Consider the following 25,543-nt stretch of genomic DNA (forward strand, 5'->3'; position numbering starts at 1 on the left):
AGCTGCTTGCGCTTATTCCATAAGGGTCAGAGGCCGTTTTCTTATGTAAAAACCGTGAGCACACCGGTGTAGCCATACAGGTGGTTGCGAGCGATTTCACCACCGGCAAAAAAGCCCACCAGCGGCACATCGCCCAACGCGCGGCGGATGATCTGCATCTCGGCACTGGGGCCACCAAAATGCTCGCCACCGCGCCCGGCGCAGCTCACATAAATTGCCCCGGCAATGCCGCGTGCCGGGTGCGGCGCTGACTCGGCCTCGCTGGCGGCCAGCGCGGTAGCAAACTCCAGTGCCAGTTCTTGCGGCTCCAGTTCTTCACGGATTTCGGCGCAGATGCGCATCAGGTCGGCGCGTGCCGCCTGCACATTGCGCTGGCAAAAAGCCAGCTCCATGCCCTCTTTCACCGGGGACGCCAGGGCAATGCCGTAGCGCGCCGGGTCCAGTCCGATGATGTGGCGCACCAACACGTCACTGCCAAAGTTACCGGTGCGGGTGATGGCAGGCAGGTCGCCCGTGGCACCTGAGAGGCCGCGGCGCTCGGTCAACCCCGCCAGCGTGGCGCGCACCGCTAGCAGCGCTTCACGCGGCTGCTCCAGGGTCACGTCAAGCTCGCGCAGCAACACATCCAGCGCGGGTTCGCCGTCCAGCGCCAGCACCACGTTGTGCTCAGCAGCGGTCACTTGGTGCGAGCGCGCCACCGGCAGGCAACCTTGCGTGACGCGTGACACCATGCGAATACCCGGACCAAAGGCCACACCACTCAAACCGCCGCTGAACACCCCGCTGGCAGCGCCCTGGCCTTTGACATTACCGTCGCCCGCCACCGCAAACTGCACCGATTTGCCCCGGCTGGAAGAGAGCCCGCCAAACAGGTAACCCGAGTCGGTGCGCTCGGCCAGCTCGGCAATCAGCTCAGGCAGGTCTGGTGTCTGCGGATCCGCATGCACCAGCGCAGAGTGCGCCTCAAAGGCCAGCCCGAGCGGTGCCACGCCGGAGAACACGCGGTATTGGTTGGTGGGTAGCTCGCACAGCATGACGGCCAGCGCGGGTTCGTCGACATATTCCACATTGTTGGCGGCAATGCCCACGCCCACGGTGCCAGCCCAGTCGGTGATCTCGGGCAACTCGCCGCTGAGGTGCTCCAGAATCTCTTGCGCATGAGGCACGTAGCGGTCGGTGATGTAGAGCAGCGCCAGCGTGGGCGCACTGGCATAGCCAAGCAATGCCATCTGCGCACGCAACTGCGCCAGCACCAGGCCAGCGGCCATGGGCCACTGCGGGTGGGTGGCGTGTGCGTAAGGAAACAGCTTCATGGCGGCACTGCGGCGGGGCTCGCGGGCGTGTGGTGTTAGCGGTTGCGGCGAATGGCTTTGGGTGCGTCTGCATCGCTTTTGGCAGCCGCTTTTTTACCCGGTGTTTTGGCCGCAACCGGTTTCGCAGCGGTTTTTTTGGCCACTGCGGTGTCTTTCTTGGCCGCTACTTTGGCCGCGCCTTGTGTGACGCTTTTGAGCATGTTCTCACCCATGTCCACGGCGCTGGCCTGGCTTGCTTCAGCCATGGCACCCACCTTGCCTGCCTCGGCCATGGCGCTGGCGGCAATCGACTGGAATTGCTGGGTGAGCGCACTCCACATATGCATCGGGTCTACCAAACCCGCCAGGGAAGCAGCAGGCGCGGCTGGCTTGGCGGTTTCGGGCGCTTGCTCAGCCGCCTCGGCCACCGGCTGTGCCGGGGTTGCTGCCTTTTCGGGCCACTGGTAGCCGGCAGACGTTGCGGCGGGTGTTGGGGCGGCTGCCTTGGGCATGAAATGGTTGGCCATCTCGGAGAGATTCAGGTTCATGCCTTTGAGCGTGGCCAGAGTCATTTTTTGCACCTCGAGGGCCTGCACGGTGGCGGCTAGCGCCTTGGCGTTTTGGTCCAGCCAGAATTGCACGGTTTTCAGCTCGTTGATGCGTTTGTCAAGCTCCTCCACGCTCAGGGTGGGGGCGATCCAGCTAGGCATGTGCGGCACGGAACCCGCCGTACTTTTGGCCAGGTTTTGCAAAAAATCAAAGCCGGGGATGAAATTGGAAAACCCAGTGTTGTTTGAATCACTCATGACGCGCTCCTTTGGTTGGCAAATGCTGTGCAAGTCGCAGCTTAACCCAATGCACCGGAAAAAAGTGCAGCCACAGCGGTCTGTTGACTGGGTGACGGGGCATTGCGCCAGCGGCTCAGACATAAAACCGATGCACACCAGCCAGAGCGTTTTGCAGGCCATGAACGAACGACCCCAGGCGTGATGTTTGCGGTGAGCCGTTTGCGTCGAGAATGGCGCGCTATTGACTTCCCGCCCAGACTGCGCCCACAGATGACTTTTTTACCGGAATGGCCTCTCGCGTCCAACACGATCTTCTTTTTCGGCATCCTGCTGTTTTGCGGTGCCATCGGAGGTTTCGTCACCCATCGCAGGCCCTGGCTGCCCAGCATCACCGGTTTCATGCTGGTGGGTTTGCTGGTGGGGCCCAATGTGCTCAATATCGTCAGCTACGAAGCGCTCGCCGAGTCCCGCATCATCATTGATGTGTCTCTGGCGCTGATTCTTTACCGGCTTGGCCTGTCGCTCGACGCCAAGTTGCTACTGCGCGACCGTCGGCTGGTGGTGGTCTCATTGGTGGAGAGCACGCTGACTTTTGTTACTGTCTGGTTTGCCATGCGCTTGTTCGGCCTGGACGATTTGCCGGCCGCAGTGATTGCTGCATTGGCGGTGTCATCGTCGCCCGCGGTGCTGATCCACGTGACCAATGAGGTGGGCGCCAAGGGCCCGGTGTCTGACAGTGCAAAAACCTTGGTGGCGCTCAACAACGTGCTGGCTTTCCTGATCTTTTCTGCAATTTTGCCGTTGCTGTACAACCGGGCGCAAGCTCCTCTAAGCACCATTTTGGGCGGGCCGCTTTACGTCGTTCTGGGTTCGGCCGTGCTCGGGATTGTTGCCGGCTACATCCTGCACCGTGCCACGCGCTTTGCCAAAGCGGCCCAACAATACCACCTGGCACTGGTTGTGGGTGCTGTGACACTGACACTGGGCGCGACCATCTCACTGAAGCTGTCACCGCTATTTGCCCTGTTGGTACTGGGTGTAGCAGTGCGCAGCTTTGAGCAAGAGGATCTGATTGCTGAACTGGAATTTGGCCCGGCATTTGAGCTGTTCTTCATCGCCCTGTTCGTTTATGCCGGTGCCAACCTGCATCTGGCCGAAATGCTGGAGTACGCCCCGGCCGCCGCTGCGTTTGTGCTGGTGCGGGGCCTGGCGAAGTTGGCGGGTGTCGGGGTGACTTCCAGGCTACAGGGCTTGCCAATGCGGCAGTCGGCCACCACCGGCTTGCTGCTGCTCCCGATGGCTGGGCTGGCGATTGGGCTGGTCAACACCACGGTGCTCTTGTTCCCGGAACAAGGCGTTGTAGTGAGCTCTGTGGTATTGGCCGCTGTGGCCGTGTTGGAAACCATTGGGCCGCCGATTTCGGTCAAGGCGCTGCGCCTGTCTGGCGATACGCTCAAACCCAATGGCGCGCCTGACGAGGTGTCTGCCAACGCGCCCGTCGAGGCCTCTAAAGACGCCGCTGAAGAGCAGTCTGTGGCCAAAACCTGAGCGGTAGCTGCCACCGCTGTCAGCGCGTTGGCGCGGCGTGGTAACGGGCAAAAAACTGTTGCGTGGCGCTGTGTTGCGGGTTGTCAATGATGTCTTTGGCCGGACCGCTTTCCAGCACCATGCCTTCGCGCATGAACACCACCTGATCAGCGACCTCGCGCGCGAAGGCCATTTCGTGGGTGACCAGGATCATCGTCATGCCGTCTTTGGCCAGATCGCGGATGACCCCCAGCACCTCTCCCACCAGCTCGGGGTCCAGGGCAGAAGTAACCTCGTCAAACAGCATCACCTGCGGTTGCATGGCCAGCGCCCGGGCAATCGCCACGCGCTGTTTTTGCCCGCCCGAGAGTTGGCTGGGGTGCTGGTTGGCCTTGCCGCTCAGGCCCACTTTGGCCAGCAAGGCTTGCGCCTGCTCACGGGCCACTGCCTTGGACGTGCGCAGCACGGTGACCGGGCCTTCCATGACGTTTTGCAGCACCGTCATGTGCGCAAACAGGTTGAAATGCTGAAACACCATGCCGGTATTGGCCCGAAAACGCGCCAGCGCACGGTCACCGGGCAGGCGCGTCGCAGCACCCGAATAGGTCATCTGATGGGTACCGACCCGAACAGAACCCAGATCCGGAATGGTCAACAGGTTGACGCAGCGCAGCAGGGTGGATTTGCCGGACCCCGAGGGCCCAAGCAACGCCACCACCGAGCCTTTGCTGATGCGCATGGAAATGTCTTTGAGGACGATGTTGTCGCCAAAACTTTTGCGCAATCCGGTGATTTCAATCATGGCAGTCCTTGCGGCGTGGAGCAGTGCGGTGATAGCGCTTATTCAACACGCTTGGCCTCCAACCGGCGTACCAGCATGCTGGCGGGCAGCAAAATGGCGATGTACATCAACGCAATCAGCGTGTAGGCCTCCAGCGGGCGATAGGTTTCATGCGCCACCGCCTGACCCTGGTAGAGCAAATCGGGCAGCGCCAGCACCGACAGCAGCGAGGTATTTTTGAGCTGCATGATGGACTGGTTCATCAGCGGCGGTGTCATGCGGCGCAAGGCTTGCGGCATCACCACACGGCGCATCACCTGAAAGCGCGTCATGCCCAAGGCGCGCGCCGCATCACTCTGGCCCCCATCAATCGAGATGATGCCCCCGCGAATGATCTCGGAATAAAACGCCCCGCCGTACAGCGACAGCGCCAGCACCGCGGCCACCTGCGCCGTCATGGCCACGCCAACGAGCACTGGCAACGCGTAGTAAAACCAGATGATCAGCACCAGCACCGGCGTCGCCCGAAACAACTCCACATACCATTTCAGTGGCAGGTAGACAAGCCGGTTTTTGGCCAGCCCGCCCATGCCGCAGACCAAGCCTACCGCCAGCCCGAACACGATACACAGCAGGCTGTAGCCCAGCGTGACCATCAGGCCATTGACAAACAGTTGGCGGTATTGCCACAGGTAACCAAAGTTCCATTCGTACACGCGTGCTCCGAAAAACGGTGGTTGCTGCTACTGCAATGTCTTGCCTTAGAAACTGACGATCGCCGGAATGTCGCTGCGCTTGATGTCCATGAGCTTGTCCAGATTGGACATAACGATGGTGTTCATGGCGTCGGTGCTGCGCAGCTCAGTAATCCAGGCATTCACGTAGTTTTGCCAGCGCGGGTCCGCTTCCTGGCGCATACCGGCGTTGGTTGATGTGGCCATGATCGGCTCTGGCACCACCATGTGGCCAATGCTCGGGTTCTTTTTAATAATGCCGGGCGCCAGCGTGACCACCAGTGGCTGCACATCGGCACGGCCGGTTTGCACCGCCAGTGTGGCATCGGCGGATTTCTCAAACCGCAAAATCTTCGCCTTGGTGTACATCGTCGTCACCAGGTTGTCATACGACGAGCCAACATCCACCGCAATGGTGACTTCTGGCTTGTCGAGTTCGTCCCAGGTCGTCGGGTTGAAGTCTTTCTTGGCAATCAGACTGAAGGCGTTGTTGTACAGGGGTAGTGAGAAGGTGATGACCTTCTGCCGCTGTGGGGTCGGGTTAAGGCCAAAAAAAATGTCGATCTTGTTGGTCTGCAGGTCCAAAACTGCGTTGCCCCAGGTGGTCTGTTTGATTTCCAGCTTGGCGCCGAGCTGGGTCGCAAGGTTGTTGGCCAGGTCAATCATGATGCCACTCCAGGCGCCGGTGGCCAGGTCTTTATGATAGTTTGGCGCACCACCGGCTACAGCGGCTATGCGCAGAGTCTTGGTGCTGGCGATCCGGTCCCAGGTGGTCAGGGTGCTGTCCTGAGCCCAGCTTGGGGCGGAAAACAGTGCAGCGGTCAGAAGGGTGGCACTGCCCATCATTAAGGTACGGCGGTGGGTGGTTGTCATGGCTTTTCTCCTTTTGGGTGGCAATTAATTTGCCGTTGGTAAAAATAGGGCATCCAAGTCGGTGTAATTGGCCAGTGCGGCCAGCGACACCGGGCGCATCGGCCAACGCAAGACGTCGCCGTTGAGCTCGGCGGCGTTAAATTCAAGGCCATTGGCGTGCGCCAGTTCACTGACGGCCTGGGCACAAAAACGGCCCTGACAAGCACCCATGCCAAAACGACCCACCAGACGCAGCTCATGTGCGGACCCGGCCACCTGTAACTGCTCAAAATCAGCGCGACGCAGCCCCTCACAGCGGCAGATCACGGTATCGGGTGTGGGCACGATGGGTGGGGCCTCAAAGAGCTGGGCCACCGCCTGCTGGGTGCGCCGCAGCCTGGCGATAGCCAGGTCCAACTGCGTCTCTGGCTGCACTGACCGGCCCAAATGGCGTGCCAGCGCCTGCGCGCCGCGCCGCCCGTCCAGCACAGCGGCTTGTGCGCCCAGCACTTCACGACAATCGCCAATACGCACGATGCCAGGGCCATCCGCCGTCGGCAAGCCAGTGGTGTTGGGCTGCAGGCCATCGTGCAGCGCCACATGACGCACCAGGTATTCCCGGTACAAGCCGCCGACGTGGCGGCTGCTGACCACCAAGCCCTTGTCAACGGCGCGAATCGACTCCACAGCCCAGCCAGTGCGGTAGGGAATGCGCGCACGCAGCAAGCGATTGCCATAGCTCAGGGCTTCGGCAACATTGGGCCAGCTGCGCAGCGCGTTGGCGGCAACACCTGCATGGCGCAAGGCAGCCACCACTGGCTGCCCGCGTTCAAGCACGGCCACCGGTGGATTGCCGGCGCTGGCCAACTGGGCCGCCAGTGCCATCAGCAAAGGCCCGTTGCCAGCCAGCAAAATCGGGCCTTGCGGTACCTCACCGGTTTCCTTGAGCTGCACCTGCATGCCGCCAACGGTGACCACACCCGGCAGTTCCCAGCCTTCGCGCGGCAATACCTGTTCGACCGTACCCAGGGCCAGCATCACCGCCTTGGGCCGCACCCCAACGACGCGGCCCAGCGGTCGGCTGTCAATCAAAAAACGCCCCTCGCCGTCAACACCAATCAGCACGGACTGCAGCATCGGCAACACCCGTGCAGCGGCTTGTGCAATACCTTGCGCCAACGCGTCGCGGTGCTTGCGGTGATGACTTGGCAAATTCACCGGGGTGTCACCCGCACCGGCAAAGCGACGGTAAATGGCGCCCCCCAGTTGGTCGCGCTGCTCCACCAGCAACGCTGACAGGCCGAGTCGCGCCAGTTCAGCGGCAGCGGCCATGCCGGCCGGCCCACCACCCACGATCAGCACATCAGCGCTTTGCATCAACCGTTTGCATCGGATAAATCGCTGGATGACAGCGCTGCACTTAAGTGCATGCCCTGGCTGGCCGGTGTCAGGCAGGATTCGACCGGGCAAGCACCATCCACCGACACCAGGCAAGACTGGCAGGTGCCAATGCCGCAAAAGTAACGCCCCTGTTGGCCACCAAACGCCGCGCCCAGATCGTTAACCCCACTGCGTCGCAATGCGGCGGCAAGGGTCTCACCGGGGCGAAACGCAACGGCGGTCTGATTCCAATACAGGATGTTGGGCATGGTGAGCAGATTTGAATTTGTGCAAATTTAATTTAACCACAGCACGGAAGGTCTTCTGCGCCACCCGGCAATAACCTGGGCGGATCAGCCCAATTGAAGGGGCAACGCACCCAGTCGCGCCGGGTTGAGCGCCGAAAGGTCAAATCGCGCCGGCGCATCCAGCACCATATCGGCCACTGCGCTGCCCAGCAACGGCGCCAGGCAAATGCCATCACCCTCCATGCCGGTCGCCATGTATAACCCCGACAAGGTGGGGTGTGGCCCGACGATGGGCAAGCCATCTTGGGATCCGATGCGGATGCCGGCAAACGTGCGAATAACCCGCAGGCGCGCCAGCAACGGATACACCGCCAGCGCCTCGCGCAGCAGGGTGGAGACCGTTTGCACATCGGTTTGCCGGTCACTGAAGCCGGTTTCGCGGCTGCTGCCAATCAAAAATTGGCCTGTCGTCAACGGATCAATGACCAGGCTAACGCTGCTTTGCCCCAACACGATTCTGCGTTTGGCAGCCAGGTAACCCGCTGACATCAGCGGCCCCGGCAGCGCGGCACCCGACTGGGAAGCGCGGTCGGTGACGATCAACTGGCCCTTGCGCGGAATCAGGAAATCCCGCAAACCCACCAACGGTGCGGCACCCAGCCCGGCTGCCACCACCACGCAGTCGGCGGTGATCACCCCTTGATCGGTCAGCACTCCCACCACCCGATCGTTTGAGAGCACCAATTGGCGCACCGGCGTGTGCCGCTGTGGCACCACATTGGCGGCCTGCAGCAGTCGGTCTACCACCCGGTACCCCAGCGCGTGACCGTCGTCAGGTACTTTGATACCGGCCAGCACATGGGTGCCCAGGCCTGGCACACGCTGCATCAGTTCGGCATGCGTCAGCGACAAAATGCGCTCCTGCTGATCCAGCATCTCAGCGCCTTGGCGAGCAATCAGCGCGACCTCTTCATCGGTGCGGGCAAATAGATAGGTTGGGCGCGGGTGGTAAATACCCTGCAGCAGGCCGTCTGCAGCCAACTGGCCATACATGGCGCGGGACTCACGTGCCAATCGCATCATCGGACCGGGTCGCTTGCTGGCCACCGACACCGCACCATCAGAGGCGCCGGAGGCGCCAGATGCCGGTGTTTTGGCTTCCAGTAGGGAAACTCTGGCACCTGCTTGCGTTAAAAAATAGGCAATGGCAGCACCAATAATGCCCGCCCCAACCACGACAACGTGGCGCGCAGGGCGAAGTGGGTAGACCGATGAAGCAGGCAAAACGGGCGTGAAATGTTCTGAATCTGCAAGCTTAACTGCTTGCCGGTCAGGGCGCGCGCTTTTAGATACATTTGGACGCTCCGTTTGGCAGATATGCTTGATGCCGACTGATTCTGCCGACACTGCCCCCATGCAATACACCTTTGTCTCCGCCAGCTTTTTGCCGATCCTGATCAGCAAACCGATTCGCAACGCTCCAAATTTTGCCACCGCATTGCAGCCTGTTGCCACCGAACGGCGCGCAGGGGTGCTTCTACGCGAGGGGTTGATTGCCTTTGCGCTGTTACTGACCTTCAACGCCCAGGTGACCAGCGCTTGAGGCTGCTCACTCCCTGTGCATTGGCAACCATGTCCCGCTGGCCCTCTGTTAAAAGCTGGTTTGTCCTGAGCCTGGCCGTGCTGTTGGCACATCTGGTGCTGTTGCGCGCCTTGCCTAACGCGCTCGACCAAACCCAGCCAGCCGACATGCCAGCCGTGATGTTCTCGACCCGCACGCTGTCAGAACCAGACGCCCAGGCGCCGCTTGCCCCAAGCTCAGTTGTCACAGCAACGCCTAAGACAGCCACCCGGCTCAAAGGCGAGGCTGAAGCGTCGGCACGCCAGAGTGCCGCCATCGCCCCAGCCACGCCCGACACACAGCAGCCCGAGACCACTGCCAATGCGGGGGGCACCGAGTCCGCGCCAGTCGCCGCGCCAACAGTGCCAGCGGCATCTGCACCTGACCTAGCGCAGGCAGATTCGCCATCGGCGGCTGTGCCGTCTTCGCAGCCACCTGACGAGCCACAGGCATCACCCCAGGCACTGCCGCTGGCGTTCAGCGCCGACAAACTAAGTGCATCAGTCAGGCTCAGCTACGTCGTCAAGACCAGCAAGTTCCCGTTCCCCCTGAGCGGCGAACTTCTGTGGCGCAACCAGGGAGCTGACTACAGCGCGCGCCTGCGCTACAGCATTCTGGGCCAGACCCGGATGCAAACCAGCCAGGGACGCATCACACCCACCGGCCTGGCACCCGAACGCTTTGCCGACAAGTACCGTAGCGAAGTGGCTGCGCACTTCAACTATGTCCAAGGCAAAGTGAGCTTCAGCGCCAACACGCCAGACGCTGAGCTGTTGCCCGGCGCCCAAGACCGCCTGAGTGTGCTGGTGCAACTAGGCGCACTGGTGGCCAGTGCGCCCGAGCGCTATCTGCCCGGCACCACCGTGAGCCTGCAAACCGTGGGACCGCGTTTTGCCGATGTCTGGTTGTTCACCGTCATCCAGTCTGAGGTGCTGAACTTGCCCGGTGGCAGCGTGGACGGCCTGAGGCTGGAGCGCAACCCACGCCAGCCGTATGACCAGAAGGTTGAAGTCTGGTTGTCGCCGCAGCTGGGCTATCTGCCCGCGCGCGTGCGCATCACCGAGACCAATGGCGACAGCATTGACCAGCAATGGGAATCCACCAGTTCTGCCGACGGATCTGACTGACCTCATCCGAGCCTGACCCAGTTGTCAACCCGGCACTTGAATTGCGGCCTTTGGCGTCCACCTGCACTGGCAACTGCAATCAAGCATAATTTGTTCATGCACACCCTCTACGACTCTGATACCTACTCTGTCACGCACATGTTGGCCAACGCCGTGGCGGCAGAGGTGCCAGCAGACACGCTGAAAGAAGGCGAGCAACTGCTGATCGTGCCGCGGCTGGCGCGTCACGGCTTTGAGATCGTGGACAAACGCAATGGCAAAGAGGTTTACCTTGACGGCTCCTGGGCCGAGTTGTTTCAGCAGCAGATTTCTGCCTGGCAGCTCAACACGCCCACCCAAGAAGAAGTGGAAGACAAGCTGGAGCAGTACGCCGAACTGGCGCAAAACCCGGTTGTGCTGCACTGATCACCAAACCTGCATAGCGCCTGAATTAAGCCTTTCCTTCTGTCGCCTTGGCAAATCTGCGGCAACGCATTCCCGGTTAACCCATCCACCATCCTTTTGCCCACCCGGGGCCGCCGTGCGGATGCCGGTGCGTTGCGCCTCCTGCACCACACACTGAGCCATTCATTTTGCCAACGCTGGCACCAGCGGGGAATCAGCAACAGGCTTAAACACCCCGCGTCAAACAGTGCACAACCGCGAGGCACTGGTCAAATTCAGCTTCTGACTGTTACTTATTTGATAGCTGTCCGCGCAAGTAGGACAAGGGCTAGAGCCTCAAAAAGCTTATAAAAACACAAGCCCAGCAAGCCGTATCCGTACGGAACAGACACACGACTCAGTGCTTGACTTGCAAGGCGGTGCAGCGCCTGAAAAACAGCCTGTCCGGCCGCCAAAAACCACCAAAAGTGCCTGCGACAATACTGCCCCTATGAACCCTGTTTACATCCTGACCCTTTCCTGCCCCGACCGTCTGGGCCTGGTGCATGCCGTCTCCGGTTTTTTGATGGAGCGCGGCGGCAACATCGAAGAAGCGGCCCAATACAACGACCAGAGCACCGGCCTGTTTTTCATGCGGGTGCAGTTTGCCTGCGTCAAACACAGCTTTAACAACCTCAAAACCCAGATGTCGGAGTTTGGCCACCCCTATGAGATGCTGTGGAAATTGCACGCCCAAGCGCAGCCGATGCGCACCGTCATTCTGGTTAGCAAAGAAGGCCATTGCCTCAACGACCTGCTGTTTCGCTGGAAAACCGGGTTGTTGCCGCTGGACATCCGTGCCATCATCAGCAACCACCGCGAGTTTTACCAACTGGCCGCCAGCTACAACGTGCCGTTTCATCACCTGCCAGTCACCGCCGCGACCAAGACAGCGGTTGAGGCCAAACAACTGGAGATCATTCAGAACGAAGAAGCCGAGCTGGTGGTACTGGCGCGCTACATGCAGATTTTGAGCAATGACCTGTGCAAAAGCCTGTCAGGCCGCGCCATCAACATTCACCACTCGTTCCTGCCCAGCTTCAAGGGCGCCAAGCCCTACTACCAAGCGCATGACCGAGGTGTGAAACTGATCGGCGCCACCGCGCACTATGTCACCGCGGATCTGGATGAAGGCCCGATCATCGAGCAGGACGTGGCCCGCGTGGACCACAGCAAAACGGTGGAAGACTTGACCGCCTTAGGCCGCGACACCGAGAGCCAGGTGCTGGCCCGTGCGGTGAAATGGCATAGCGAGCACCGCGTGCTGATTAATGGTCACAAGACGGTGATTTTCAGGTAAAGATCAAGCCAGCGCCACGCCAGTTTGCAGCATGGCGCTGCGCAAATCGCCATCCAGCGTGGCCAGTGGCAAGCCGTCACGCAAACCGAGCTCTAGGTAGGACGCATCGCAAGAAGACAGTTTGAAGCGCCGTGCCAGTTGCAATGTGTCACCCACCGCGTAGGTAGCCGTCAACGGATCTGTGGCGATGTCCATGTCTTGCAACAAACCAGCAAAAGCAGCACAGCGCGCCTCGGTCACCAGGGTTTTCCCCTGAGCCTTGAGCATCACATTGGCAGCTTCAAGTGTCCAAATGCTCGGCACCAGTGCCTCACTGTTTTCCTGTGCCAATATAGCCAACACTTTCTCGGCATAGGCCAATCACTCATCACTGCCATCTTGCAGCAGCCAGCGCATGACCACCGAGCTGTCAAGCACAAACCGCTTCAGTCGCGCCCTTCTTCGATCAGCGCCTTGATGTCACAAGGTGCGCGGGTTTGGACATCGGCCATGAACCGTCGCATTTTCAGCGCCGCAGCCCGCCCTGCCTGACGCACACCGCTACCGGCGGGCAACAGGTCTGCCACAGGTTCACCACGCTGGGTAATAGTGAATTCTTGGCCGCTGCGCACCTGGGGCATCAAGTCGGCCAAGTGGGTCTTGGCTTCACAGGCACCAATGGTCAAAAGTTGTGGCATGACATCCTCCTTCAAGGCAACTAGACCAGATTCCAGACCAGCTGCAGCGATATGACCGCTGATCTGGACGAAGGTCCGATCATCGCGCAGGATGTGGCCCGCGTGGACCACAGCAAAACGGTGGAAGACCTGACCGCCTTAGGCCGCAATACCGAGAGCCAAGTGCTGGCACCCGCGGTGAAATGGCATGGCGAGCACCGCGTGCTGATTAATGGTCACAAGACGGTGATTTTCAGGTCACTGTCGCGGTATCCACCGCCATCACCTGCCCCAATTGCACCGCCCCGCCCGGCACCCACGCCGGGTTGAACTGCAGCGGCCCTTTGGGGAATAGCATCACCACCGTGGATCCCAACAAAAAGCGCCCCATCTCTCCGCCCTGCCTCAAAACAATGCTCTGATCGTCATAGCGCCAGTCGCATACTTTACCGGCCCGAGGGTTGTTGACGGCACCCTGCCACACGGTGGCCATGCTGCCCACAATCGTGGCGCCCACCAGCACCATGACGAACGGCCCGCTGCTGCCCTCAAACACACACACCACCCGCTCGTTGCGGGCAAACAGCCCGGGCACACCCCGAGCGGTGGCGGGGTTGACGGAAAACAGGTCACCCGGCACGTAAATCATGCGTGTCAAGCGACCATCGCATGGCATGTGGATGCGGTGATAGTCGCGCGGGCTCAGGTACAGCGTGGCAAAAAAACCATTGTCAAACTGCGCGGCTAGTGCGGCATCGCCGCCCACCAGCGCGGTGCTGCTGAAATGGTGGCCCTTGGCCTGAAACATTTGCTGGCCCTGGATCTGGCCACACTGGCTGATGGCGCCGTCCACCGGGCAAATCAGTGCCGCGCGGGCCAGCGGGCGCACACCGGCTTTGAGCTCACGGGTAAAAAAGGCATTGAAGGTGGGGTAGCTGGCAATGTCGGGGTTGGCGGCCTCCGCCATGTTGACGTGGTAACGCTTCACAAACCAGGCAATCAGCCGCGTGGTGAGCGCCCCACCATGCGAGCGGGCAATGCTGCCAGCCCACCAAGTGAGCGCCTGCTTGGGCAAAAGATATTGCAAGTAAAGGGCAAAGCGGTCAGACATAGTGACACCAGTTGGAGATAAAGGGGGTGAAAACAAGCTCGCGCGGCGCTGCTCTGGAAAAGAAGACGTCAAGTGTCAGCTAAGGGGCGGTGGCTTGACTTGGCGAAAACAGCGATTTTACTGAAGTGCCCCCGGCCAGTGCCACAATCACTTGATGCCTGTCCGCATCCCCCCAATCCAATGCCTGCTGACCTTCGAAGCGCTGGCACGCCTGCGCAGCGTGACACAGACTGCCGAAGAGCTGTGTGTGACACCTAGCGCGGTCAGCCACCGCGTGAAACAGCTGGAGCAGATCATCGGCACCAAGCTGTTTGGCCGCGCCGATTTTTCACTGACCGTGGAAGGCGTGGAATACCTGGCGCATGTGCGCGAAGGCCTGGACATGTTGCAGCGCTTTCCCAGCTCCGCCGCCAGTTCGGGCAAACGCAAGCTGCGCCTGGCCGTCACGCCCACCTTTGCCCGCTCCATCCTGATCCCGCGGCTGCGCCAGTTCACCGAGGCCTACCCCGAGATTGACATCACATTGCAGGTGTCCATCCCACTGCTGGACGTGGTGGCGGAAGACGCGGATCTGATCATTCGTTTTGGCACCGGCCGCTATGCGGATATGGAACACGTTTGCCTGACCAAAGACGAGGTCACCCCACTGGCTTCGCCCGCCTTTGTACGTGAACACGGGCCGTTTGAGCTGGCGCAAGACCTGGAAGGCGAGCCCTTGCTGCGCAGCCCGCTGGAGCCCTGGCGCACCTGGTTTGCCGCGCAGGGGCTGGACTGGCCCGAACCGCTGGAAGGCTCGCAGTTCAACGACATTGGCCTGATGTGCGATTGCGCCGCTGCTGGCATGGGCGTGGCGCTGGCGCGGCTCAAGCTGGCGCAGCCCTGGCTGGAGCACGGTGCGCTGGTGCGTCTGGGCCACAGCGACGCCTTCACCCGCAACATCCCCAGCCCGCACGCCCATTACCTGTGCTGGCGCACCGGCATGATGGAACGCTGGGAGTGCGTCGCCTTTGCCGACTGGTTGAAGGCCAGTCTGGCATGAGTTTTATAAAGACAATTGGCCTCTAACCTTTGTGGATAAAGCGTCAATAGCTATGTTTATCAGAGCATTCCAATATTTCAACATAGCTGTCAAAAATACTCACGCAGCGCGGGTCAGGCTCGCAGTAGAGTCGCAGCCTGGCCACAACTCGCCCATTTGAGGATCTGACATGAACGCAATCGGCTCCCCCCAGGAAGTCACGCCACTCCAAAGATCAGAGCAACAAGCGCTGATTGTGAAAGAGCTGCAAGCCCATTTGCCAGCCCACGCCCTGCTGTGGAATGCGGAAGACACCACGCCTTACGAGTGTGACGGCTTGACTGCTTACCGCCAGCGCCCGCTGGTGGTGGCCCTGCCGGAAAACGAAGGGCAGGTGCAGGCGTTGCTGCGCACTTGCCACCGTCTGGGGGTGCCAGTGGTGGCGCGCGGTGCGGGCACTGGCCTGTCTGGCGGCGCGCTGCCGCACGCCATGGGTGTGACGCTGTCGCTGGCCAAATTCAACAAGATCCTCAAAATTGACAAAAAAGCCCGCATCGCCACCGTGCAGTGCGGCGTGCGCAACCTGGCCATCAGCGAGGCGGTGGCTGGGCTGGGCCTGTATTACGCGCCTGACCCGAGCAGCCAGATTGCCTGCACCATTGGTGGCAACGTGGCCGAAAATTCAGGTGGTGTGCACTGTCTGAAATACGGCTTGACGATGCACAACATCGTCAAGGTCAAAGGCTTCACCATGGATGGTCAAGAGCTCACCCTGGGCAGCAACGCCCTCGACACACCTGGCTTGGACCTGCTGGGCGTGGTGATTGGCAGCGAGGGCATGCTGGCGATAACCACCGAGGTGACCGTCAAACTCATCCCCAAGCCGATCCTGGCGCGTTGCATCATGGCCAGTTTTGACGACATGCGCAAAGCCGGTGACGCGGTGGCCAGCCTGATTGGTGCCGGCATCATTGCGGCCGGGCTGGAAATGATGGACAAACCCATGACCGCCGCGGTGGAGGACTTTGTGCACGCTGGCTACGACCTGAATGCCGAGGCGATTTTGCTGTGCGAAAGCGACGGCACCCCCGAAGAAGTGGCCGAAGACATTGGCCGCATGAGTGATGTGCTGCGCGCCTGCGGTGCCACCGCCATCACGGTGAGCCGTGACGAGGCCGAGCGTCTGCGCTTCTGGAGCGGGCGCAAAAACGCTTTCCCGGCCACCGGGCGCATCAGCCCCGACTACATGTGTATGGACAGCACCATCCCGCGCAAGCGTTTGGCCGATTTGTTGATTGCGATCCAAGGCATGGAGAAAAAATACAACTTACGCTGCGCGAATGTGTTTCACGCCGGCGACGGCAATCTGCACCCGTTGATTTTGTTTGATGCCAATGACCCCGATCAGCTGCACCGCTGCGAGCTGTTTGGCGCCGAGATTCTGGAAACCAGTGTCGCCATGGGGGGCACCGTGACCGGCGAACACGGCGTGGGTGTGGAAAAGCTCAACAGCATGTGTGTGCAATTCAGCGCGGAAGAAAACGAACAGATGCTTGGCATCAAACGCGCGTTTGATCCCTTAAGCCTGCTGAACCCGGGCAAGGTCATTCCCACGCTCCAGCGCTGCGCCGAGTACGGCAAGATGTTGGTGCGCGGCGGGCAGCTTAAGTTTGCCGATATCCCGCGTTTTTAATAGCACACTATGCAAGGATTACAAGGGCTGGCATGGCTTTTGGCTATGCAGTCGCTGGGTGAGCTCCTGTCGCGTGGGCTGCATCTGCCCTTTCCTGGCCCGGTGATTGGCATATTGCTGATGGTGCTGGCCTTGCGCTGGCCGGTGGTGCGTGCGCCGGTGGCGGCGTGCGCTGGCTTTTTGCTCTCGCACCTGTCTTTGCTGTTCGTGCCGGTGGGCGTTGGCGTGATGACGCACCTGGGCTTGCTGGACCAGTATGGCGTGCGTATGCTGGCGGTCATCGTGCTGTCGACCTGGGTTGGTTTGGCTGTGACGGCGCTGGTGGTGCGCGCCATGAGTGGATCACACGATGCCTAATTTTGTCGAGCTGTGGGTCTACCTGTCGGCCACACCACTGTTCGGCCTGACCGCCACTTTGGTGGTGTATGTGCTGGCACAAGCCTTCTATAACCGCCTGGACCAGGCTGCCTGGGCGAATCCGGTGCTGTGGTCGGTGGTGGTGCTGGCCAGCCTGCTGACGCTGACCGGGGTCGACTACCCGACCTATTTTTCGGGTGCGCAATTCATCCACTTTCTGCTGGGGCCCGCTGTGGTGGCGTTGGCCTGGCCGCTGTGGGAGCGCCGCCATGAGCTGCAGCAGCGCTGGCGGGCGCTGCTGGTGGCGGCGGTGGTGGGTGGCGTGGCCGCCAGTGGCTCAGCCCTGGCGCTGGGCTGGGCGGTTGGGCTGCCCTCCGATGTGCTGCTGTCGCTGGCACCCAAATCCGTGACAGCACCTGTGGCCATGGGCATTGCCGACAAAATTGGCGGCATCCCGGCGTTGGCTGCCGTGTTTGCGGTAGTCACCGGCATGGTCGGCGCCCTGAGCAGCGAGGTGTTGCTGGGCTGGCTGAAGATACCCACCACCCCGCTGGGCTGGATGGCGCGCGGTTTTGCCCTGGGCACCGCAGCGCACGGGATAGGTGCTGCGCGTGCGCTGCAAGTCAACAGCGATGCCGGCGCCTATGCAGGGCTGGCGCTGGGGCTGCAGGTGGTGCTGGCATCGCTACTGATGCCGCTGCTGTTCTGGCTGTTTTAACCGCGCGTCGGGGCGCAGCCTGCGGTCAAGGGCGCACGAGGATGCGCCGGTTGGGCTCGTCGTCTGCCAAAACAGCTTGCGCCCAGGGTTTTAGCTTGCTGGTGTCTGAGCGCAATATTTCCTGCTTGACCGCCAGAATCTGCGCCGGATGCATCGAGAAACTGCGCAAACCCATGCCCAGCAGGAGCTTGGTCATACTGATATCACCCGCCATTTCGCCGCAGACACTCACCAGCTTGCCCTGAGCCTGTCCCTCGGCAATGGTGCTGGCCACCAGACGCAGCACGGCGGGGTGCAACGGGTCGTAGAGGTGGGCGACCGATTCGTCAGCACGGTCAATTGCCAGCGTGTACTGAATCAGGTCATTGGTGCCAATGGACAAAAAGTCGAAGTATTTCAAAAACACCTGTAGCGTCAACGCCGCTGCAGGAATCTCGATCATGGCGCCGATCTTCACCGGGCCATAAGCCAAACCGCGGTTGTCGAGCTGCACCCTAGCATGGTCAATCAGCGCCATGGTCTGGCGGATTTCACTGGCGTGCACCAGCATCGGAATCAGCAGATGAACTTGGCCATGCGCTGCAGCCCGCAAAATCGCACGCAATTGGGTCAGAAACATGGCCGGCTCTGACAGGCTCCAGCGAATCGCACGCAAACCCAGCGCCGGATTCAGGTAGCCGACATTGCGAGCGGTGTCGTCCAGCGGCTTGTCTGCGCCAATATCCACGGTACGTATGGTCACAGGCAAGCCCTGCATGCCTTCCACAGCACGCCGGTAGGCCTGGTACTGTTCATCTTCGTTGGGCAGCTTGCCGTGGCGGCCCATGAACAAAAATTCGCTGCGAAATAGCCCAACGCCTACCGCCCCAGCCCGGATGGCGCTGGCAGCGTCGTCAGGCATTTCGATATTTGCCAGAAGCTCCACTTTCTGCCCGTCCAGCGTGACCGCTGGTGTGTGTAACAGGCGCGCCAGCTTGCCACGTGCCAGCTCGTTTTGTCGCTGCTTGAAGCCGTATTCGGCCAAAATTATCGGCGATGGATCAACCACCGCCACACCAGCCTCACCGTCCACAATGACCCAATCGTCCTGACGGATCAACTGGCTCGCCAGCCGCGCACCCACCACCGCGGGAATGTCCAGGCTGCGCGCAACGATGGCAGTATGCGAAGTTTTGCCACCGACACCAGTGATGAAGCCAGCAAATACGCTCTGCTTGAACTGCAACATGTCGGCTGGCGACAGGTCGTGCGCTACCAGAATCAGCGGCACGTCAATGGTGTCGTCGAGCAGCAGGTCCTGTTGGGAAGGCTTGCGCATGCCGCGCCCCAAGGGCTGGATCAGCGGCGAAGAAATACCCCGCATGGCACGTAGAACGCGCTCAGTAATCTGCTCGAGGTCAGACTTGCGCTCGCGCAGGTACTCGTCTTCCATCTCGTCAAACTGTCGACCCACTACTTCTAGTTGGCTGGTCAAGGCCCATTCGGCGTTGTAGAGGCGGTCTTTGATCCAGTGCTTGACGCCATGCGTCAACTGCTCGTCCTGCAATAGCATCAGGTGCACTTCCAGCAAGGCTGCGAGCTCATGCGGTGTGTCTTTGGGCCCCATTTGGACGATGCTGGTCTGCAGCCGCTGGATTTCCGCAATGACTGCGTCACGCCCATCCCGTACCCGGTTGATCTCGGCCGACACTTGTGACGCCTCGATAAAGTAGTGCGCCACATCCAGCCGACTCGAAGCCACCAATACTGCGCGCCCAATGGCTATGCCCCGGGAAACCGGCAGGCCGTGAATGGAAAAAGTCATGGCTGTAAAACCCAGATCATTTACTCGCCTTCGCCGAATTTGTCGTTGATCAGGACCAGCAGCGCGTCCATGGCCTCCTGCTCGCGCTCACCACTGGTTTCTACCTGCACCTGAGCCCCCATTCCGGCGGCCAGCATCATCACACCCATGATACTTTTGGCGTTGACGCGCCGCCCACCGCGCGCCATCCACACCTCACACGGAAAACTACCAGCGAGCTTGGTCAGTCTGGCGGAAGCGCGGGCGTGCAGGCCCAACTTATTATTGATGGTTGTGGTCGCTTGGATCATGAGGTTCACTTTTTTGATTCTGGGGTGCGGTGACCGCGACTAGCATCACTCCCTGCGTGCCACCCGCCAGCGCCCGCGCCACCAGCGCATCCATTGATTCATGCCGATAAGTCACAGCGCGCATCAACATGGGCACATTCACTCCAGCGATCAATCGGGTGCTGACGTCGTCAGCCAGTTTCTGCGCAATGTTGCAGGGCGTCGCGCCGAACACATCAGCGAGGATGAGGGTGCACGGGGTGCTGAGCATCGACATCGTCCACCGAGCTGCCTCCAGCGATTCCTCAGTGGGCATGTTTGGCTGAACGTCATACACCGTCAAGCCATTCGCTGAGTCAGGGAACACATGCAACACGCACTCGCGCAAAGCGCTCGCCAAAGGGGCATGCGCGATGATAAAAATGCCGTTATTCATGCAGTCGCACTGTTACCCGTCGGGTCAAATGTGTCATGGAGTCGTGCCTTCAGGAAACCGTTGTGTCCCGATTATCACTTTGGACGGCTTGCCGCCGGTCTATTTCAAGGCGCCAAATACTTTTTGCAATAAAGCGCTGCCGGTACCCACCGGGTCGTGCCGGATTTTTTTCTCTTCCTCGCCAATCATGAAGTACAAGCCATCAAGAGCTTTACTTGTGACATAACTCTCAATGCTCACCGCTTCGCCCTTGATAAGCCCCATCCCTGCAGCCTTGCCGACGATCTGATTGTACTTTTCCGCTAGGTTGACTTTGGCGGTCGTCTTTGTGATCACTGGCAAAAATTTGACACCGAGAAGCGTGCGGGTCTTGTCGGAAAAAAACTGCGTGACCGAGATTTCCCCACCGCGCAAAATATTTTTTGCATCCTGCACATTCATGGATTTAACAGCATTGACCAACATGTCTTTGGACAGCGGCACCGCGGCCTCTGCCGCCAGGTTGTCCAAGGGAGGCAACCGCAGCGCGCGCGCCCTTCTCCGGCGCTGCCCTCAGGCCTTGAGCAGCCTGCGTATTGGTCAGATCGTCGATTGACAAGGCATAGCCGGACCGATGCAATACCAAGCCCGAGCTGGCCAGTGCGGTAATCGACCAATACGTGAAAGACCTACGATCCATAACCGAGCCCCGTAAAAGAATAGAGGCTGAGTGGTAACTGCCGGGGTGCAATGCCAGTTCTGATTGCAGCCCAGCGTTACGATAAGGCGTTACTTATTTGGATTTGAAATCATCGTGGCACGACTTGCAGGTGCCACCGGCAGCATTCACCGCAACCTTAATTGCATCCAGATTACCCGTGTTCGCAGCGGCTGTGAGCTTGGTCATCTCAACCTGCATGTTGGATGCGTAATCATCAAACTTTGCTTTGTTGGTCCAGATGCTGGCCTTGGCTTTCGTATCACCTTTATTGGTGCCTGGTCCAAAAGCGGCGAAAGGAAGTTTGCCCACGTACTCGGCTACAACTGCGCTCTCGGCGGCGACTTTCGCATCAAAAGGAATCTTGCCAGCAGCCATGCCAGCCACCTGACCAAAATGGTGTTGCATCACGGTGAATGCGCCTTGGCGATATTCCACGGCGTCGGCAGGCTTGGCAAACTGCGCAGAGGCGGGAGCGACAAATGTCGCCGCGAGAGCACCTATGGCAAGGGCACGGGCGGTGATTTTTTTCATGAAATTCCTTTGAAAGTTAAACTGTATGACACTGTTGGCAACGTGACTTTTCCAAGTCGATGCGCCAACAACAGTTCGAGGAGTTTACTATGCTGCGCAAAATTCGCGTCTGGGACGCCCCCACACGCTTGTTTCATTGGTCGTTGACTGTTGCTGTGATCGCGCTGGTGATTACTGCGAACCTTGGAGGTACTGCTATGGAGTGGCACTTCTGGCTAGGTTATGCGGTTTTAGCCCTGCTGTTGTTCAGACTGGTCTGGGGGGTATTGGGCGGTCATTGGTCGCGCTTCAGTGCCTTTGTGTATTCGCCAAAGGAGGTTGTTAACTATCTGCGTGGCAAGAGCATCCCGAAAGACCGGATCGGTCACAACCCGGTAGGCGCACTGTCGGTCTATGCCTTTTTGGTCATGCTGACGTTGCAAGGCTTTTCAGGCTTGTTTAGCGACGATGAAATCTTTACCACCGGTCCCTTCGCCCACCTCGTCTCGGGAGAATGGGTCTCAAACGCCACTTGGTACCATAAAGACATTGGACAATATATTCTGATGGCGCTTATCGCCCTGCACGTCACTGCGATCATGTTTTATTTGTTCAAGAAAAAGCAGAATCTAATCAAACCTATGCTTACCGGTGACAAGCTGCTTGATTTTCCAGCCCCTTCTTCTTCAGACAAGACATCTGACCGAATCAAAGCCTTGGTTATCCTTGCAATCAGCGCTGGGATCATTGTCGGCGCGCTGCAATGGTTTGGCTAAACGCGAAGTGGGAAACGTACACCTGTAAATAGGCATGAGTTCCACTCAGCTTCAGAAATGACTAAAGGCCCAACTAGTGGGCCTTTTTTTGTATCAACCAAGTCCAGCGACGAATCGCCCAACCCCGCAAGCTGGCGCTTAAACCAGCGCTGCTTTTTGCACCAGGCGTGTTGCCACCCAGTTTTTTGTCTTAGAAATTGGACGACTTTCAGTGATTTCGATCATGTCGCCCAACTTGAACTCGCACTTTTCGTCATGTGCGTGGTACTTGCTGGACTTGCCAACAATCTTGCCATACAACTCATGTTTTACCCGACGCTCAATCAGCACGGTTACCGTCTTGGCACGTTTGTCACTGACCACCTTGCCGATCAAAGTGCGCTTGAGGGATTTTTTAGCTTCCGTCATTTATCGCTCCTTATTTGGCGGATGAGTCAGCCGCGAGCTTTTCAACCAAGATGGTTTTAGCTCGGGCGATGTCACGACGCGCAGTGCGGATCGTGGCCGTGTTGGTGAGTTGTTGCGTCGCCTTCTGCATGCGAAGACCAAAGTGCGCTCTTTGCAGCTCTTTGACTTCAGCTTTCAAACCCGCAACGTCTTTTTGCCGTAATTCAGTCGTTTTCATATCATTTTCTCCTGATCACTGACCAATCATGCGGGTCACAAAAGTGGTGCGCAAAGGCAGCTTGGCAGCCGCCAAACGAAACGCTTCACGGGCCAACTCTTCAGTCACACCGACGATTTCAAAGACAATCTTTCCAGGCTGAATTTCAGCCACGTAGTACTCTGGGTTGCCTTTGCCGTTACCCATTCGCACTTCAGCAGGCTTTTGAGAGATCGGCTTGTCGGGAAAGACCCGAATCCAGATACGACCACCGCGCTTGACGTGCCGGGAAATGGCGCGACGTGCGGCTTCGATTTGGCGCGCAGTCAAGCGACCACGATCAGTACATTTCAGACCGAAATCACCAAATGCTACCGAACTGCCTCGGGTCGCGATACCGGTGTTACGGCCTTTTTGCTCTTTGCGGTACTTGCGACGAGCGGGTTGCAACATAGTTATTCTCCTTTACCGTCGGCTGCTGCAGCGGCTGGCGCGGCTACCTTGCGGACGCGCTGAACGGTGGGTTTGTTGGCGTCAGCACCTATGGCTTCTGCGGGTTTGTCACTGCCATCTGCCGGCGCCGCGTTTGCACCCATCGGGCGACGGACGCCACGTGGTGCAGGACGGTCACTGCTTGGACGGCGGTCATCACGACGCGGACCACGTGGACGGCGCTCATCATCGGAACGCGGGCTCTCGACAGCGGGGAGGTCATTGCGACCCAAGGTATCACCCTTATAAACCCAGACTTTCACGCCGATCACGCCATAGGTCGTTTTGGCTTCAGAAGTACCGTAGTCAATGTCTGCGCGCAGAGTGTGAAGCGGCACGCGACCTTCGCGGTACCATTCACAACGAGCGATCTCGATGCCGTTCAGGCGGCCAGACGACATGATTTTGATGCCCAACGCACCCAAGCGCATGGCATTTTGCATGGCACGCTTCATGGCACGACGGAACATGATCCGTTTTTCGAGCTGTTGGGTGATTGAGTCGGCAATCAACTTGGCGTCGGTTTCCGGCTTACGCACTTCCTCGATGTTGACTGCCACGGGCACGCCCAGTTGGCGGCCAAGTTCACGTTTCAGATTCTCAATGTCTTCGCCTTTTTTGCCGATCACCACACCCGGACGTGCCGAGTAAATGGTGATGCGTGCGTTCTTGGCAGGACGCTCGATCAGAACGCGCGAAACGGAAGCGTTCTTCAGTTTGGCTTTCAGGTACTCGCGTACCTTGATGTCTTCAGCCAGCATACCCGCGAAATCGCGGTCATTAGCGTACCAGCGCGAAGACCAATTGCGGCTAACCGACAGCCGAAAGCCTGTTGGATGGATTTTTTGTCCCATAACTTTCTGGCCTCTTTCAGTTTCCAACCGTCACGTACACATGGCACGTGGGTTTTCTGATTTGGTTGCCGCGGCCTTTTGCGCGGGCCGTAAATCGCCTCAGCGAAGCACCTTGCTCGACGTAGATGGTTTTCACCTTCAACTCGTCGATATCAGCGCCGTCATTATGCTCAGCGTTTGCAATCGCAGACTCCAGAACCTTCTTGATGATCACAGCAGCTTTTTTCTGCGTGAACTGCAAGATGTTCAGAGCTTGATCCACTTTTTTGCCTCGAATCAAATCCGCGACTAAACGGCCTTTGTCAACTGACAAACGAACGCCACGAAGGGTTGCACGTGTTTCCATGGTCACCTCCTTATTTTCTCTGGACTTTTTTGTCCGCAGGGTGGCCCTTGAAAGTACGGGTCAGAGCGAACTCACCCAACTTATGGCCGACCATTTGGTCAGTGATATACACAGGCACATGCTGTTTGCCATTGTGCACAGCAATGGTCAGGCCGATGAAATCCGGCAAAACCATAGAGCGACGCGACCAAGTCTTGATCGGCTTTTTGTCTTTGGTTGCCACTACCTTTTCGGCTTTGGCTACCAAGTGATGGTCAACAAATGGACCTTTTTTGAGAGAACGAGTCATTGCCTACCCCTTACTTCTTGCGACGCGACACGATCATGACCTGCGTGCGCTTGTTGTTTCGGGTACGGTAACCCTTGGTCAGATTACCCCAAGGGTCGACTGGATGACGGCCTTCTCCGGTCTTGCCTTCTCCGCCACCGTGCGGGTGATCCACCGGATTCATCACCACACCGCGAACGGTCGGACGAATACCCATCCAGCGTTTGACACCAGCTTTACCAAGTTGGCGCAAACTGTGCTCTTCGTTAGCGACTTGACCCAGAGTTGCACGGCATTCGATGTGGATCTTACGAACCTCACCAGAACGCAAGCGAATCTGAGCGTAAGTACCTTCGCGTGCCAGCAAGGTAGCCGATGCACCCGCCGACCGAACCACTTGAGCACCTTTGCCAACCTGCAATTCGATGCAATGCACCACTGAACCCACAGGAATATTGCGAATCGGCAAGGTATTGCCAACACGAATCGGCGCTTCAGCACCGCTCATGATGGAGCCGCCGACTTCGAGACCGCGAGGCGCAATGATGTAGCGACGCTCACCGTCTGCATAGCAAACCAACGCAAGGTGCGCAGACCTGTTGGGGTCGTACTCGATGCGCTCAACCTTGGCAGCGATGCCATCCTTGTTGCGCAAAAAATCGACAACGCGGTAATGATGCTTGTGACCACCGCCTTTATGGCGAGTGGTGATGTGGCCGTTGTTATTACGACCAGCGTGCTGGAACTGAGGCTCCAACAAAGCAGCGTGCGGCGCACCTTTGTGCAGGTGATTACGCGAGATCTTCACCGCGCCACGGCGGCCGGGTGAAGTGGGTTTCATTTTGATAACAGCCATGA

Annotated in this window: 32 protein-coding genes and 2 pseudogenes; 11 read left to right on the forward strand and 23 right to left on the reverse strand. The window is 59.1% G+C overall.

Features of this window, described 5'->3' with window-relative positions:
- Positions 1 to 41: 41 nt before the first annotated feature.
- Together BLL52_RS04330 and BLL52_RS04335 are read right to left on the reverse strand one after the other, a co-directional pair.
- On the reverse strand, positions 42 to 1,313 hold the full coding sequence (locus BLL52_RS04330) for an FIST signal transduction protein (RefSeq protein ID WP_075585470.1): 1,272 nt from the start codon (positions 1,311 to 1,313) through the stop codon (positions 42 to 44).
- Between the two features lie 35 nt (positions 1,314 to 1,348).
- Positions 1,349 to 2,098, reverse strand: coding sequence for a PhaM family polyhydroxyalkanoate granule multifunctional regulatory protein (locus BLL52_RS04335; protein WP_075585471.1), 750 nt, complete (start codon positions 2,096 to 2,098; stop codon positions 1,349 to 1,351).
- A 252-nt stretch (positions 2,099 to 2,350) separates the two neighbouring features.
- Here BLL52_RS04335 and BLL52_RS04345 point away from each other — a divergent pair, with 252 nt between their 5' ends.
- Positions 2,351 to 3,628, forward strand: coding sequence for a cation:proton antiporter (locus tag BLL52_RS04345; RefSeq protein WP_158025674.1), 1,278 nt, complete (start codon positions 2,351 to 2,353; stop codon positions 3,626 to 3,628).
- Between the two features lie 19 nt (positions 3,629 to 3,647).
- Here the strand turns inward: BLL52_RS04345 and BLL52_RS04350 are convergent, their stop codons facing one another.
- The 6 genes from BLL52_RS04350 to BLL52_RS04375 form a co-directional block, all read right to left on the reverse strand.
- Positions 3,648 to 4,409 carry an amino acid ABC transporter ATP-binding protein gene (locus tag BLL52_RS04350; protein WP_075585474.1) on the reverse strand — a complete coding sequence of 254 codons (762 nt, stop codon included), beginning with the start codon at positions 4,407 to 4,409 and terminating at the stop codon, positions 3,648 to 3,650.
- Between the two features lie 38 nt (positions 4,410 to 4,447).
- Positions 4,448 to 5,104 carry an amino acid ABC transporter permease gene (locus tag BLL52_RS04355; RefSeq protein WP_075585475.1) on the reverse strand — a complete coding sequence of 219 codons (657 nt, stop codon included), beginning with the start codon at positions 5,102 to 5,104 and terminating at the stop codon, positions 4,448 to 4,450.
- A 45-nt stretch (positions 5,105 to 5,149) separates the two neighbouring features.
- Positions 5,150 to 5,995 (reverse strand): transporter substrate-binding domain-containing protein, encoded by an 846-nt coding sequence (locus tag BLL52_RS04360; RefSeq protein WP_075585476.1) that lies wholly within the window; start codon positions 5,993 to 5,995, stop codon positions 5,150 to 5,152.
- Positions 5,996 to 6,019: 24 nt separating this feature from the next.
- A complete protein-coding gene (locus BLL52_RS04365) occupies positions 6,020 to 7,351 on the reverse strand; it encodes an FAD-dependent oxidoreductase (RefSeq protein ID WP_075585477.1) in 1,332 nt (443 codons plus the stop codon).
- Complete coding sequence (locus tag BLL52_RS04370) at positions 7,351 to 7,623, reverse strand: 2Fe-2S iron-sulfur cluster-binding protein (RefSeq protein ID WP_075585478.1); 273 nt, start codon at positions 7,621 to 7,623, stop codon at positions 7,351 to 7,353. The genes BLL52_RS04365 and BLL52_RS04370 overlap by 1 nt, the downstream gene beginning before the upstream one ends.
- A gap of 84 nt (positions 7,624 to 7,707) precedes the next feature.
- Positions 7,708 to 8,886: an NAD(P)/FAD-dependent oxidoreductase gene (locus BLL52_RS04375; RefSeq protein ID WP_075585479.1), complete on the reverse strand. Its 1,179-nt coding sequence runs from the start codon at positions 8,884 to 8,886 to the stop codon at positions 7,708 to 7,710.
- Between the two features lie 100 nt (positions 8,887 to 8,986).
- On the opposite strand from BLL52_RS04375, the gene BLL52_RS04380 reads away from it, so the two are divergent.
- The 4 genes from BLL52_RS04380 to purU (BLL52_RS04395) all read left to right on the forward strand — a co-directional run bounded on the left by BLL52_RS04380 (position 8,987) and on the right by purU (BLL52_RS04395) (position 12,073).
- Positions 8,987 to 9,205, forward strand: coding sequence for a sulfite exporter TauE/SafE family protein (locus BLL52_RS04380; RefSeq protein WP_075585480.1), 219 nt, complete (start codon positions 8,987 to 8,989; stop codon positions 9,203 to 9,205).
- Positions 9,206 to 9,234: 29 nt separating this feature from the next.
- Complete coding sequence (locus BLL52_RS04385) at positions 9,235 to 10,350, forward strand: DUF3108 domain-containing protein (protein WP_075585481.1); 1,116 nt, start codon at positions 9,235 to 9,237, stop codon at positions 10,348 to 10,350.
- A 96-nt stretch (positions 10,351 to 10,446) separates the two neighbouring features.
- Complete coding sequence (locus BLL52_RS04390) at positions 10,447 to 10,755, forward strand: BTH_I0359 family protein (protein WP_075585482.1); 309 nt, start codon at positions 10,447 to 10,449, stop codon at positions 10,753 to 10,755.
- A gap of 469 nt (positions 10,756 to 11,224) precedes the next feature.
- Complete coding sequence (gene purU, locus BLL52_RS04395; RefSeq protein ID WP_075585602.1) at positions 11,225 to 12,073, forward strand: formyltetrahydrofolate deformylase; 849 nt, start codon at positions 11,225 to 11,227, stop codon at positions 12,071 to 12,073.
- A 3-nt stretch (positions 12,074 to 12,076) separates the two neighbouring features.
- Here the strand turns inward: purU (BLL52_RS04395) and BLL52_RS04400 are convergent, their stop codons facing one another.
- Positions 12,077 to 12,412, reverse strand: coding sequence for a type II toxin-antitoxin system VapC family toxin (locus tag BLL52_RS04400; protein ID WP_198930589.1), 336 nt, complete (start codon positions 12,410 to 12,412; stop codon positions 12,077 to 12,079).
- Between the two features lie 86 nt (positions 12,413 to 12,498).
- Positions 12,499 to 12,750: a type II toxin-antitoxin system Phd/YefM family antitoxin gene (locus BLL52_RS04405; protein WP_075585483.1), complete on the reverse strand. Its 252-nt coding sequence runs from the start codon at positions 12,748 to 12,750 to the stop codon at positions 12,499 to 12,501.
- Positions 12,751 to 12,801: 51 nt separating this feature from the next.
- On the opposite strand from BLL52_RS04405, the pseudogene purU (BLL52_RS04410) reads away from it, so the two are divergent.
- A pseudogene (purU, locus tag BLL52_RS04410) lies at positions 12,802 to 12,987 on the forward strand (formyltetrahydrofolate deformylase); the annotation flags it as partial.
- On the opposite strand, the gene asd reads toward purU (BLL52_RS04410), so the two are convergent.
- A complete protein-coding gene (asd, locus tag BLL52_RS04415; protein WP_075585484.1) occupies positions 12,983 to 13,840 on the reverse strand; it encodes an archaetidylserine decarboxylase in 858 nt (285 codons plus the stop codon). The pseudogene purU (BLL52_RS04410) and the gene asd sit on opposite strands and share 5 nt — an antisense overlap.
- 154 nt (positions 13,841 to 13,994) lie before the next feature.
- Between asd and BLL52_RS04420 the strand changes: the two genes are divergently transcribed.
- The 4 genes from BLL52_RS04420 (at position 13,995) to BLL52_RS04435 (ending at position 17,626) form a co-directional block, all read left to right on the forward strand.
- The gene (locus tag BLL52_RS04420) at positions 13,995 to 14,879 is read left to right on the forward strand and encodes a LysR substrate-binding domain-containing protein (protein ID WP_075585603.1); all 885 of its coding nucleotides are present in this window, start codon (positions 13,995 to 13,997) and stop codon (positions 14,877 to 14,879) included.
- Positions 14,880 to 15,048: 169 nt separating this feature from the next.
- Positions 15,049 to 16,551 carry an FAD-linked oxidase C-terminal domain-containing protein gene (locus tag BLL52_RS04425; RefSeq protein ID WP_075585485.1) on the forward strand — a complete coding sequence of 501 codons (1,503 nt, stop codon included), beginning with the start codon at positions 15,049 to 15,051 and terminating at the stop codon, positions 16,549 to 16,551.
- Between the two features lie 9 nt (positions 16,552 to 16,560).
- Positions 16,561 to 16,908 (forward strand): CidA/LrgA family protein, encoded by a 348-nt coding sequence (locus tag BLL52_RS04430; protein WP_075585486.1) that lies wholly within the window; start codon positions 16,561 to 16,563, stop codon positions 16,906 to 16,908.
- Positions 16,901 to 17,626 (forward strand): LrgB family protein, encoded by a 726-nt coding sequence (locus BLL52_RS04435; protein WP_075585487.1) that lies wholly within the window; start codon positions 16,901 to 16,903, stop codon positions 17,624 to 17,626. Before BLL52_RS04430 ends, BLL52_RS04435 begins: the two co-directional genes overlap by 8 nt.
- Positions 17,627 to 17,651: 25 nt before the next feature.
- On the opposite strand, the gene ptsP is transcribed toward BLL52_RS04435, so the two are convergent.
- The 5 genes and pseudogenes from ptsP to BLL52_RS04460 all read right to left on the reverse strand — a co-directional run bounded on the left by ptsP (position 17,652) and on the right by BLL52_RS04460 (position 21,366).
- Positions 17,652 to 19,430: a phosphoenolpyruvate--protein phosphotransferase gene (ptsP, locus tag BLL52_RS04440; protein WP_075585488.1), complete on the reverse strand. Its 1,779-nt coding sequence runs from the start codon at positions 19,428 to 19,430 to the stop codon at positions 17,652 to 17,654.
- A gap of 20 nt (positions 19,431 to 19,450) precedes the next feature.
- Entirely contained in the window at positions 19,451 to 19,720 is a 270-nt protein-coding gene (locus tag BLL52_RS04445) for an HPr family phosphocarrier protein (protein WP_075585489.1), read from the reverse strand.
- Entirely contained in the window at positions 19,692 to 20,135 is a 444-nt protein-coding gene (locus BLL52_RS04450) for a PTS sugar transporter subunit IIA (RefSeq protein ID WP_075585490.1), read from the reverse strand. The genes BLL52_RS04445 and BLL52_RS04450 overlap by 29 nt, the downstream gene beginning before the upstream one ends.
- Before the next feature lie 99 nt (positions 20,136 to 20,234).
- Positions 20,235 to 20,814: pseudogene (locus tag BLL52_RS04455) on the reverse strand (DUF4197 domain-containing protein).
- Positions 20,815 to 20,907: 93 nt separating this feature from the next.
- On the reverse strand, positions 20,908 to 21,366 hold the full coding sequence (locus BLL52_RS04460; protein WP_075585491.1) for a c-type cytochrome: 459 nt from the start codon (positions 21,364 to 21,366) through the stop codon (positions 20,908 to 20,910).
- Between the two features lie 89 nt (positions 21,367 to 21,455).
- On the opposite strand from BLL52_RS04460, the gene BLL52_RS04465 reads away from it, so the two are divergent.
- The gene (locus tag BLL52_RS04465) at positions 21,456 to 22,121 is read left to right on the forward strand and encodes a cytochrome b/b6 domain-containing protein (protein WP_075585604.1); all 666 of its coding nucleotides are present in this window, start codon (positions 21,456 to 21,458) and stop codon (positions 22,119 to 22,121) included.
- 138 nt (positions 22,122 to 22,259) lie between these two features.
- On the opposite strand, the gene rpsQ is transcribed toward BLL52_RS04465, so the two are convergent.
- The 7 genes from rpsQ to rplB are packed head-to-tail and all read right to left on the reverse strand — an operon-like array spanning position 22,260 to position 25,541.
- The gene (gene rpsQ, locus BLL52_RS04470; protein WP_075585492.1) at positions 22,260 to 22,529 is read right to left on the reverse strand and encodes a 30S ribosomal protein S17; all 270 of its coding nucleotides are present in this window, start codon (positions 22,527 to 22,529) and stop codon (positions 22,260 to 22,262) included.
- Positions 22,530 to 22,539: 10 nt separating this feature from the next.
- Positions 22,540 to 22,746, reverse strand: coding sequence for a 50S ribosomal protein L29 (gene rpmC / locus BLL52_RS04475; protein ID WP_075585493.1), 207 nt, complete (start codon positions 22,744 to 22,746; stop codon positions 22,540 to 22,542).
- A 15-nt stretch (positions 22,747 to 22,761) separates the two neighbouring features.
- Positions 22,762 to 23,178, reverse strand: a complete 417-nt coding sequence (rplP, locus tag BLL52_RS04480) for a 50S ribosomal protein L16 (RefSeq protein ID WP_075585494.1) — start codon at positions 23,176 to 23,178, stop codon at positions 22,762 to 22,764.
- Between the two features lie 2 nt (positions 23,179 to 23,180).
- Positions 23,181 to 24,071: a 30S ribosomal protein S3 gene (gene rpsC / locus BLL52_RS04485; protein ID WP_075585495.1), complete on the reverse strand. Its 891-nt coding sequence runs from the start codon at positions 24,069 to 24,071 to the stop codon at positions 23,181 to 23,183.
- A gap of 16 nt (positions 24,072 to 24,087) precedes the next feature.
- Positions 24,088 to 24,417 (reverse strand): 50S ribosomal protein L22, encoded by a 330-nt coding sequence (gene rplV / locus BLL52_RS04490; protein WP_075585605.1) that lies wholly within the window; start codon positions 24,415 to 24,417, stop codon positions 24,088 to 24,090.
- Between the two features lie 10 nt (positions 24,418 to 24,427).
- On the reverse strand, positions 24,428 to 24,706 hold the full coding sequence (gene rpsS, locus BLL52_RS04495) for a 30S ribosomal protein S19 (RefSeq protein ID WP_075585496.1): 279 nt from the start codon (positions 24,704 to 24,706) through the stop codon (positions 24,428 to 24,430).
- Positions 24,707 to 24,716: 10 nt separating this feature from the next.
- Positions 24,717 to 25,541: a 50S ribosomal protein L2 gene (gene rplB, locus BLL52_RS04500; RefSeq protein WP_075585497.1), complete on the reverse strand. Its 825-nt coding sequence runs from the start codon at positions 25,539 to 25,541 to the stop codon at positions 24,717 to 24,719.
- Positions 25,542 to 25,543 lie beyond the last annotated feature (2 nt).

Source organism: Rhodoferax antarcticus ANT.BR (assembly GCF_001938565.1).
Taxonomy (GTDB): Bacteria; Pseudomonadota; Gammaproteobacteria; order Burkholderiales; family Burkholderiaceae_C; genus Rhodoferax; species Rhodoferax antarcticus.

Bases quoted from the DNA above. Each gene is read 5' to 3' on its own strand.
- BLL52_RS04465 (WP_075585604.1), top strand. From the start codon at position 21,456: ATGCTGCGCAAAATTCGCGTCTGGGACGCCCCCACACGCTTGTTTCAT.
- BLL52_RS04350 (WP_075585474.1), bottom strand. From the start codon at position 4,409: ATGATTGAAATCACCGGATTGCGCAAAAGTTTTGGCGACAACATCGTC.
- rpmC (WP_075585493.1), bottom strand. From the start codon at position 22,746: ATGAAAACGACTGAATTACGGCAAAAAGACGTTGCGGGTTTGAAAGCT.
- BLL52_RS04365 (WP_075585477.1), bottom strand. From the start codon at position 7,351: ATGCAAAGCGCTGATGTGCTGATCGTGGGTGGTGGGCCGGCCGGCATG.
- BLL52_RS04405 (WP_075585483.1), bottom strand. From the start codon at position 12,750: ATGCCACAACTTTTGACCATTGGTGCCTGTGAAGCCAAGACCCACTTG.
- BLL52_RS04435 (WP_075585487.1), top strand. From the start codon at position 16,901: ATGCCTAATTTTGTCGAGCTGTGGGTCTACCTGTCGGCCACACCACTG.
- purU (WP_075585602.1), top strand. From the start codon at position 11,225: ATGAACCCTGTTTACATCCTGACCCTTTCCTGCCCCGACCGTCTGGGC.
- BLL52_RS04450 (WP_075585490.1), bottom strand. From the start codon at position 20,135: ATGAATAACGGCATTTTTATCATCGCGCATGCCCCTTTGGCGAGCGCT.
- BLL52_RS04360 (WP_075585476.1), bottom strand. From the start codon at position 5,995: ATGACAACCACCCACCGCCGTACCTTAATGATGGGCAGTGCCACCCTT.
- BLL52_RS04335 (WP_075585471.1), bottom strand. From the start codon at position 2,098: ATGAGTGATTCAAACAACACTGGGTTTTCCAATTTCATCCCCGGCTTT.
- asd (WP_075585484.1), bottom strand. From the start codon at position 13,840: ATGTCTGACCGCTTTGCCCTTTACTTGCAATATCTTTTGCCCAAGCAG.
- rpsC (WP_075585495.1), bottom strand. From the start codon at position 24,071: ATGGGACAAAAAATCCATCCAACAGGCTTTCGGCTGTCGGTTAGCCGC.
- BLL52_RS04445 (WP_075585489.1), bottom strand. From the start codon at position 19,720: ATGATCCAAGCGACCACAACCATCAATAATAAGTTGGGCCTGCACGCC.
- rpsQ (WP_075585492.1), bottom strand. From the start codon at position 22,529: ATGACGGAAGCTAAAAAATCCCTCAAGCGCACTTTGATCGGCAAGGTG.
- rplP (WP_075585494.1), bottom strand. From the start codon at position 23,178: ATGTTGCAACCCGCTCGTCGCAAGTACCGCAAAGAGCAAAAAGGCCGT.
- BLL52_RS04330 (WP_075585470.1), bottom strand. From the start codon at position 1,313: ATGAAGCTGTTTCCTTACGCACACGCCACCCACCCGCAGTGGCCCATG.
- BLL52_RS04380 (WP_075585480.1), top strand. From the start codon at position 8,987: ATGCCGACTGATTCTGCCGACACTGCCCCCATGCAATACACCTTTGTC.
- BLL52_RS04420 (WP_075585603.1), top strand. From the start codon at position 13,995: ATGCCTGTCCGCATCCCCCCAATCCAATGCCTGCTGACCTTCGAAGCG.
- ptsP (WP_075585488.1), bottom strand. From the start codon at position 19,430: ATGACTTTTTCCATTCACGGCCTGCCGGTTTCCCGGGGCATAGCCATT.
- BLL52_RS04390 (WP_075585482.1), top strand. From the start codon at position 10,447: ATGCACACCCTCTACGACTCTGATACCTACTCTGTCACGCACATGTTG.
- BLL52_RS04460 (WP_075585491.1), bottom strand. From the start codon at position 21,366: ATGAAAAAAATCACCGCCCGTGCCCTTGCCATAGGTGCTCTCGCGGCG.
- BLL52_RS04430 (WP_075585486.1), top strand. From the start codon at position 16,561: ATGCAAGGATTACAAGGGCTGGCATGGCTTTTGGCTATGCAGTCGCTG.
- rpsS (WP_075585496.1), bottom strand. From the start codon at position 24,706: ATGACTCGTTCTCTCAAAAAAGGTCCATTTGTTGACCATCACTTGGTA.
- rplV (WP_075585605.1), bottom strand. From the start codon at position 24,417: ATGGAAACACGTGCAACCCTTCGTGGCGTTCGTTTGTCAGTTGACAAA.
- BLL52_RS04370 (WP_075585478.1), bottom strand. From the start codon at position 7,623: ATGCCCAACATCCTGTATTGGAATCAGACCGCCGTTGCGTTTCGCCCC.
- rplB (WP_075585497.1), bottom strand. From the start codon at position 25,541: ATGGCTGTTATCAAAATGAAACCCACTTCACCCGGCCGCCGTGGCGCG.
- BLL52_RS04425 (WP_075585485.1), top strand. From the start codon at position 15,049: ATGAACGCAATCGGCTCCCCCCAGGAAGTCACGCCACTCCAAAGATCA.
- BLL52_RS04345 (WP_158025674.1), top strand. From the start codon at position 2,351: ATGACTTTTTTACCGGAATGGCCTCTCGCGTCCAACACGATCTTCTTT.
- BLL52_RS04385 (WP_075585481.1), top strand. From the start codon at position 9,235: ATGTCCCGCTGGCCCTCTGTTAAAAGCTGGTTTGTCCTGAGCCTGGCC.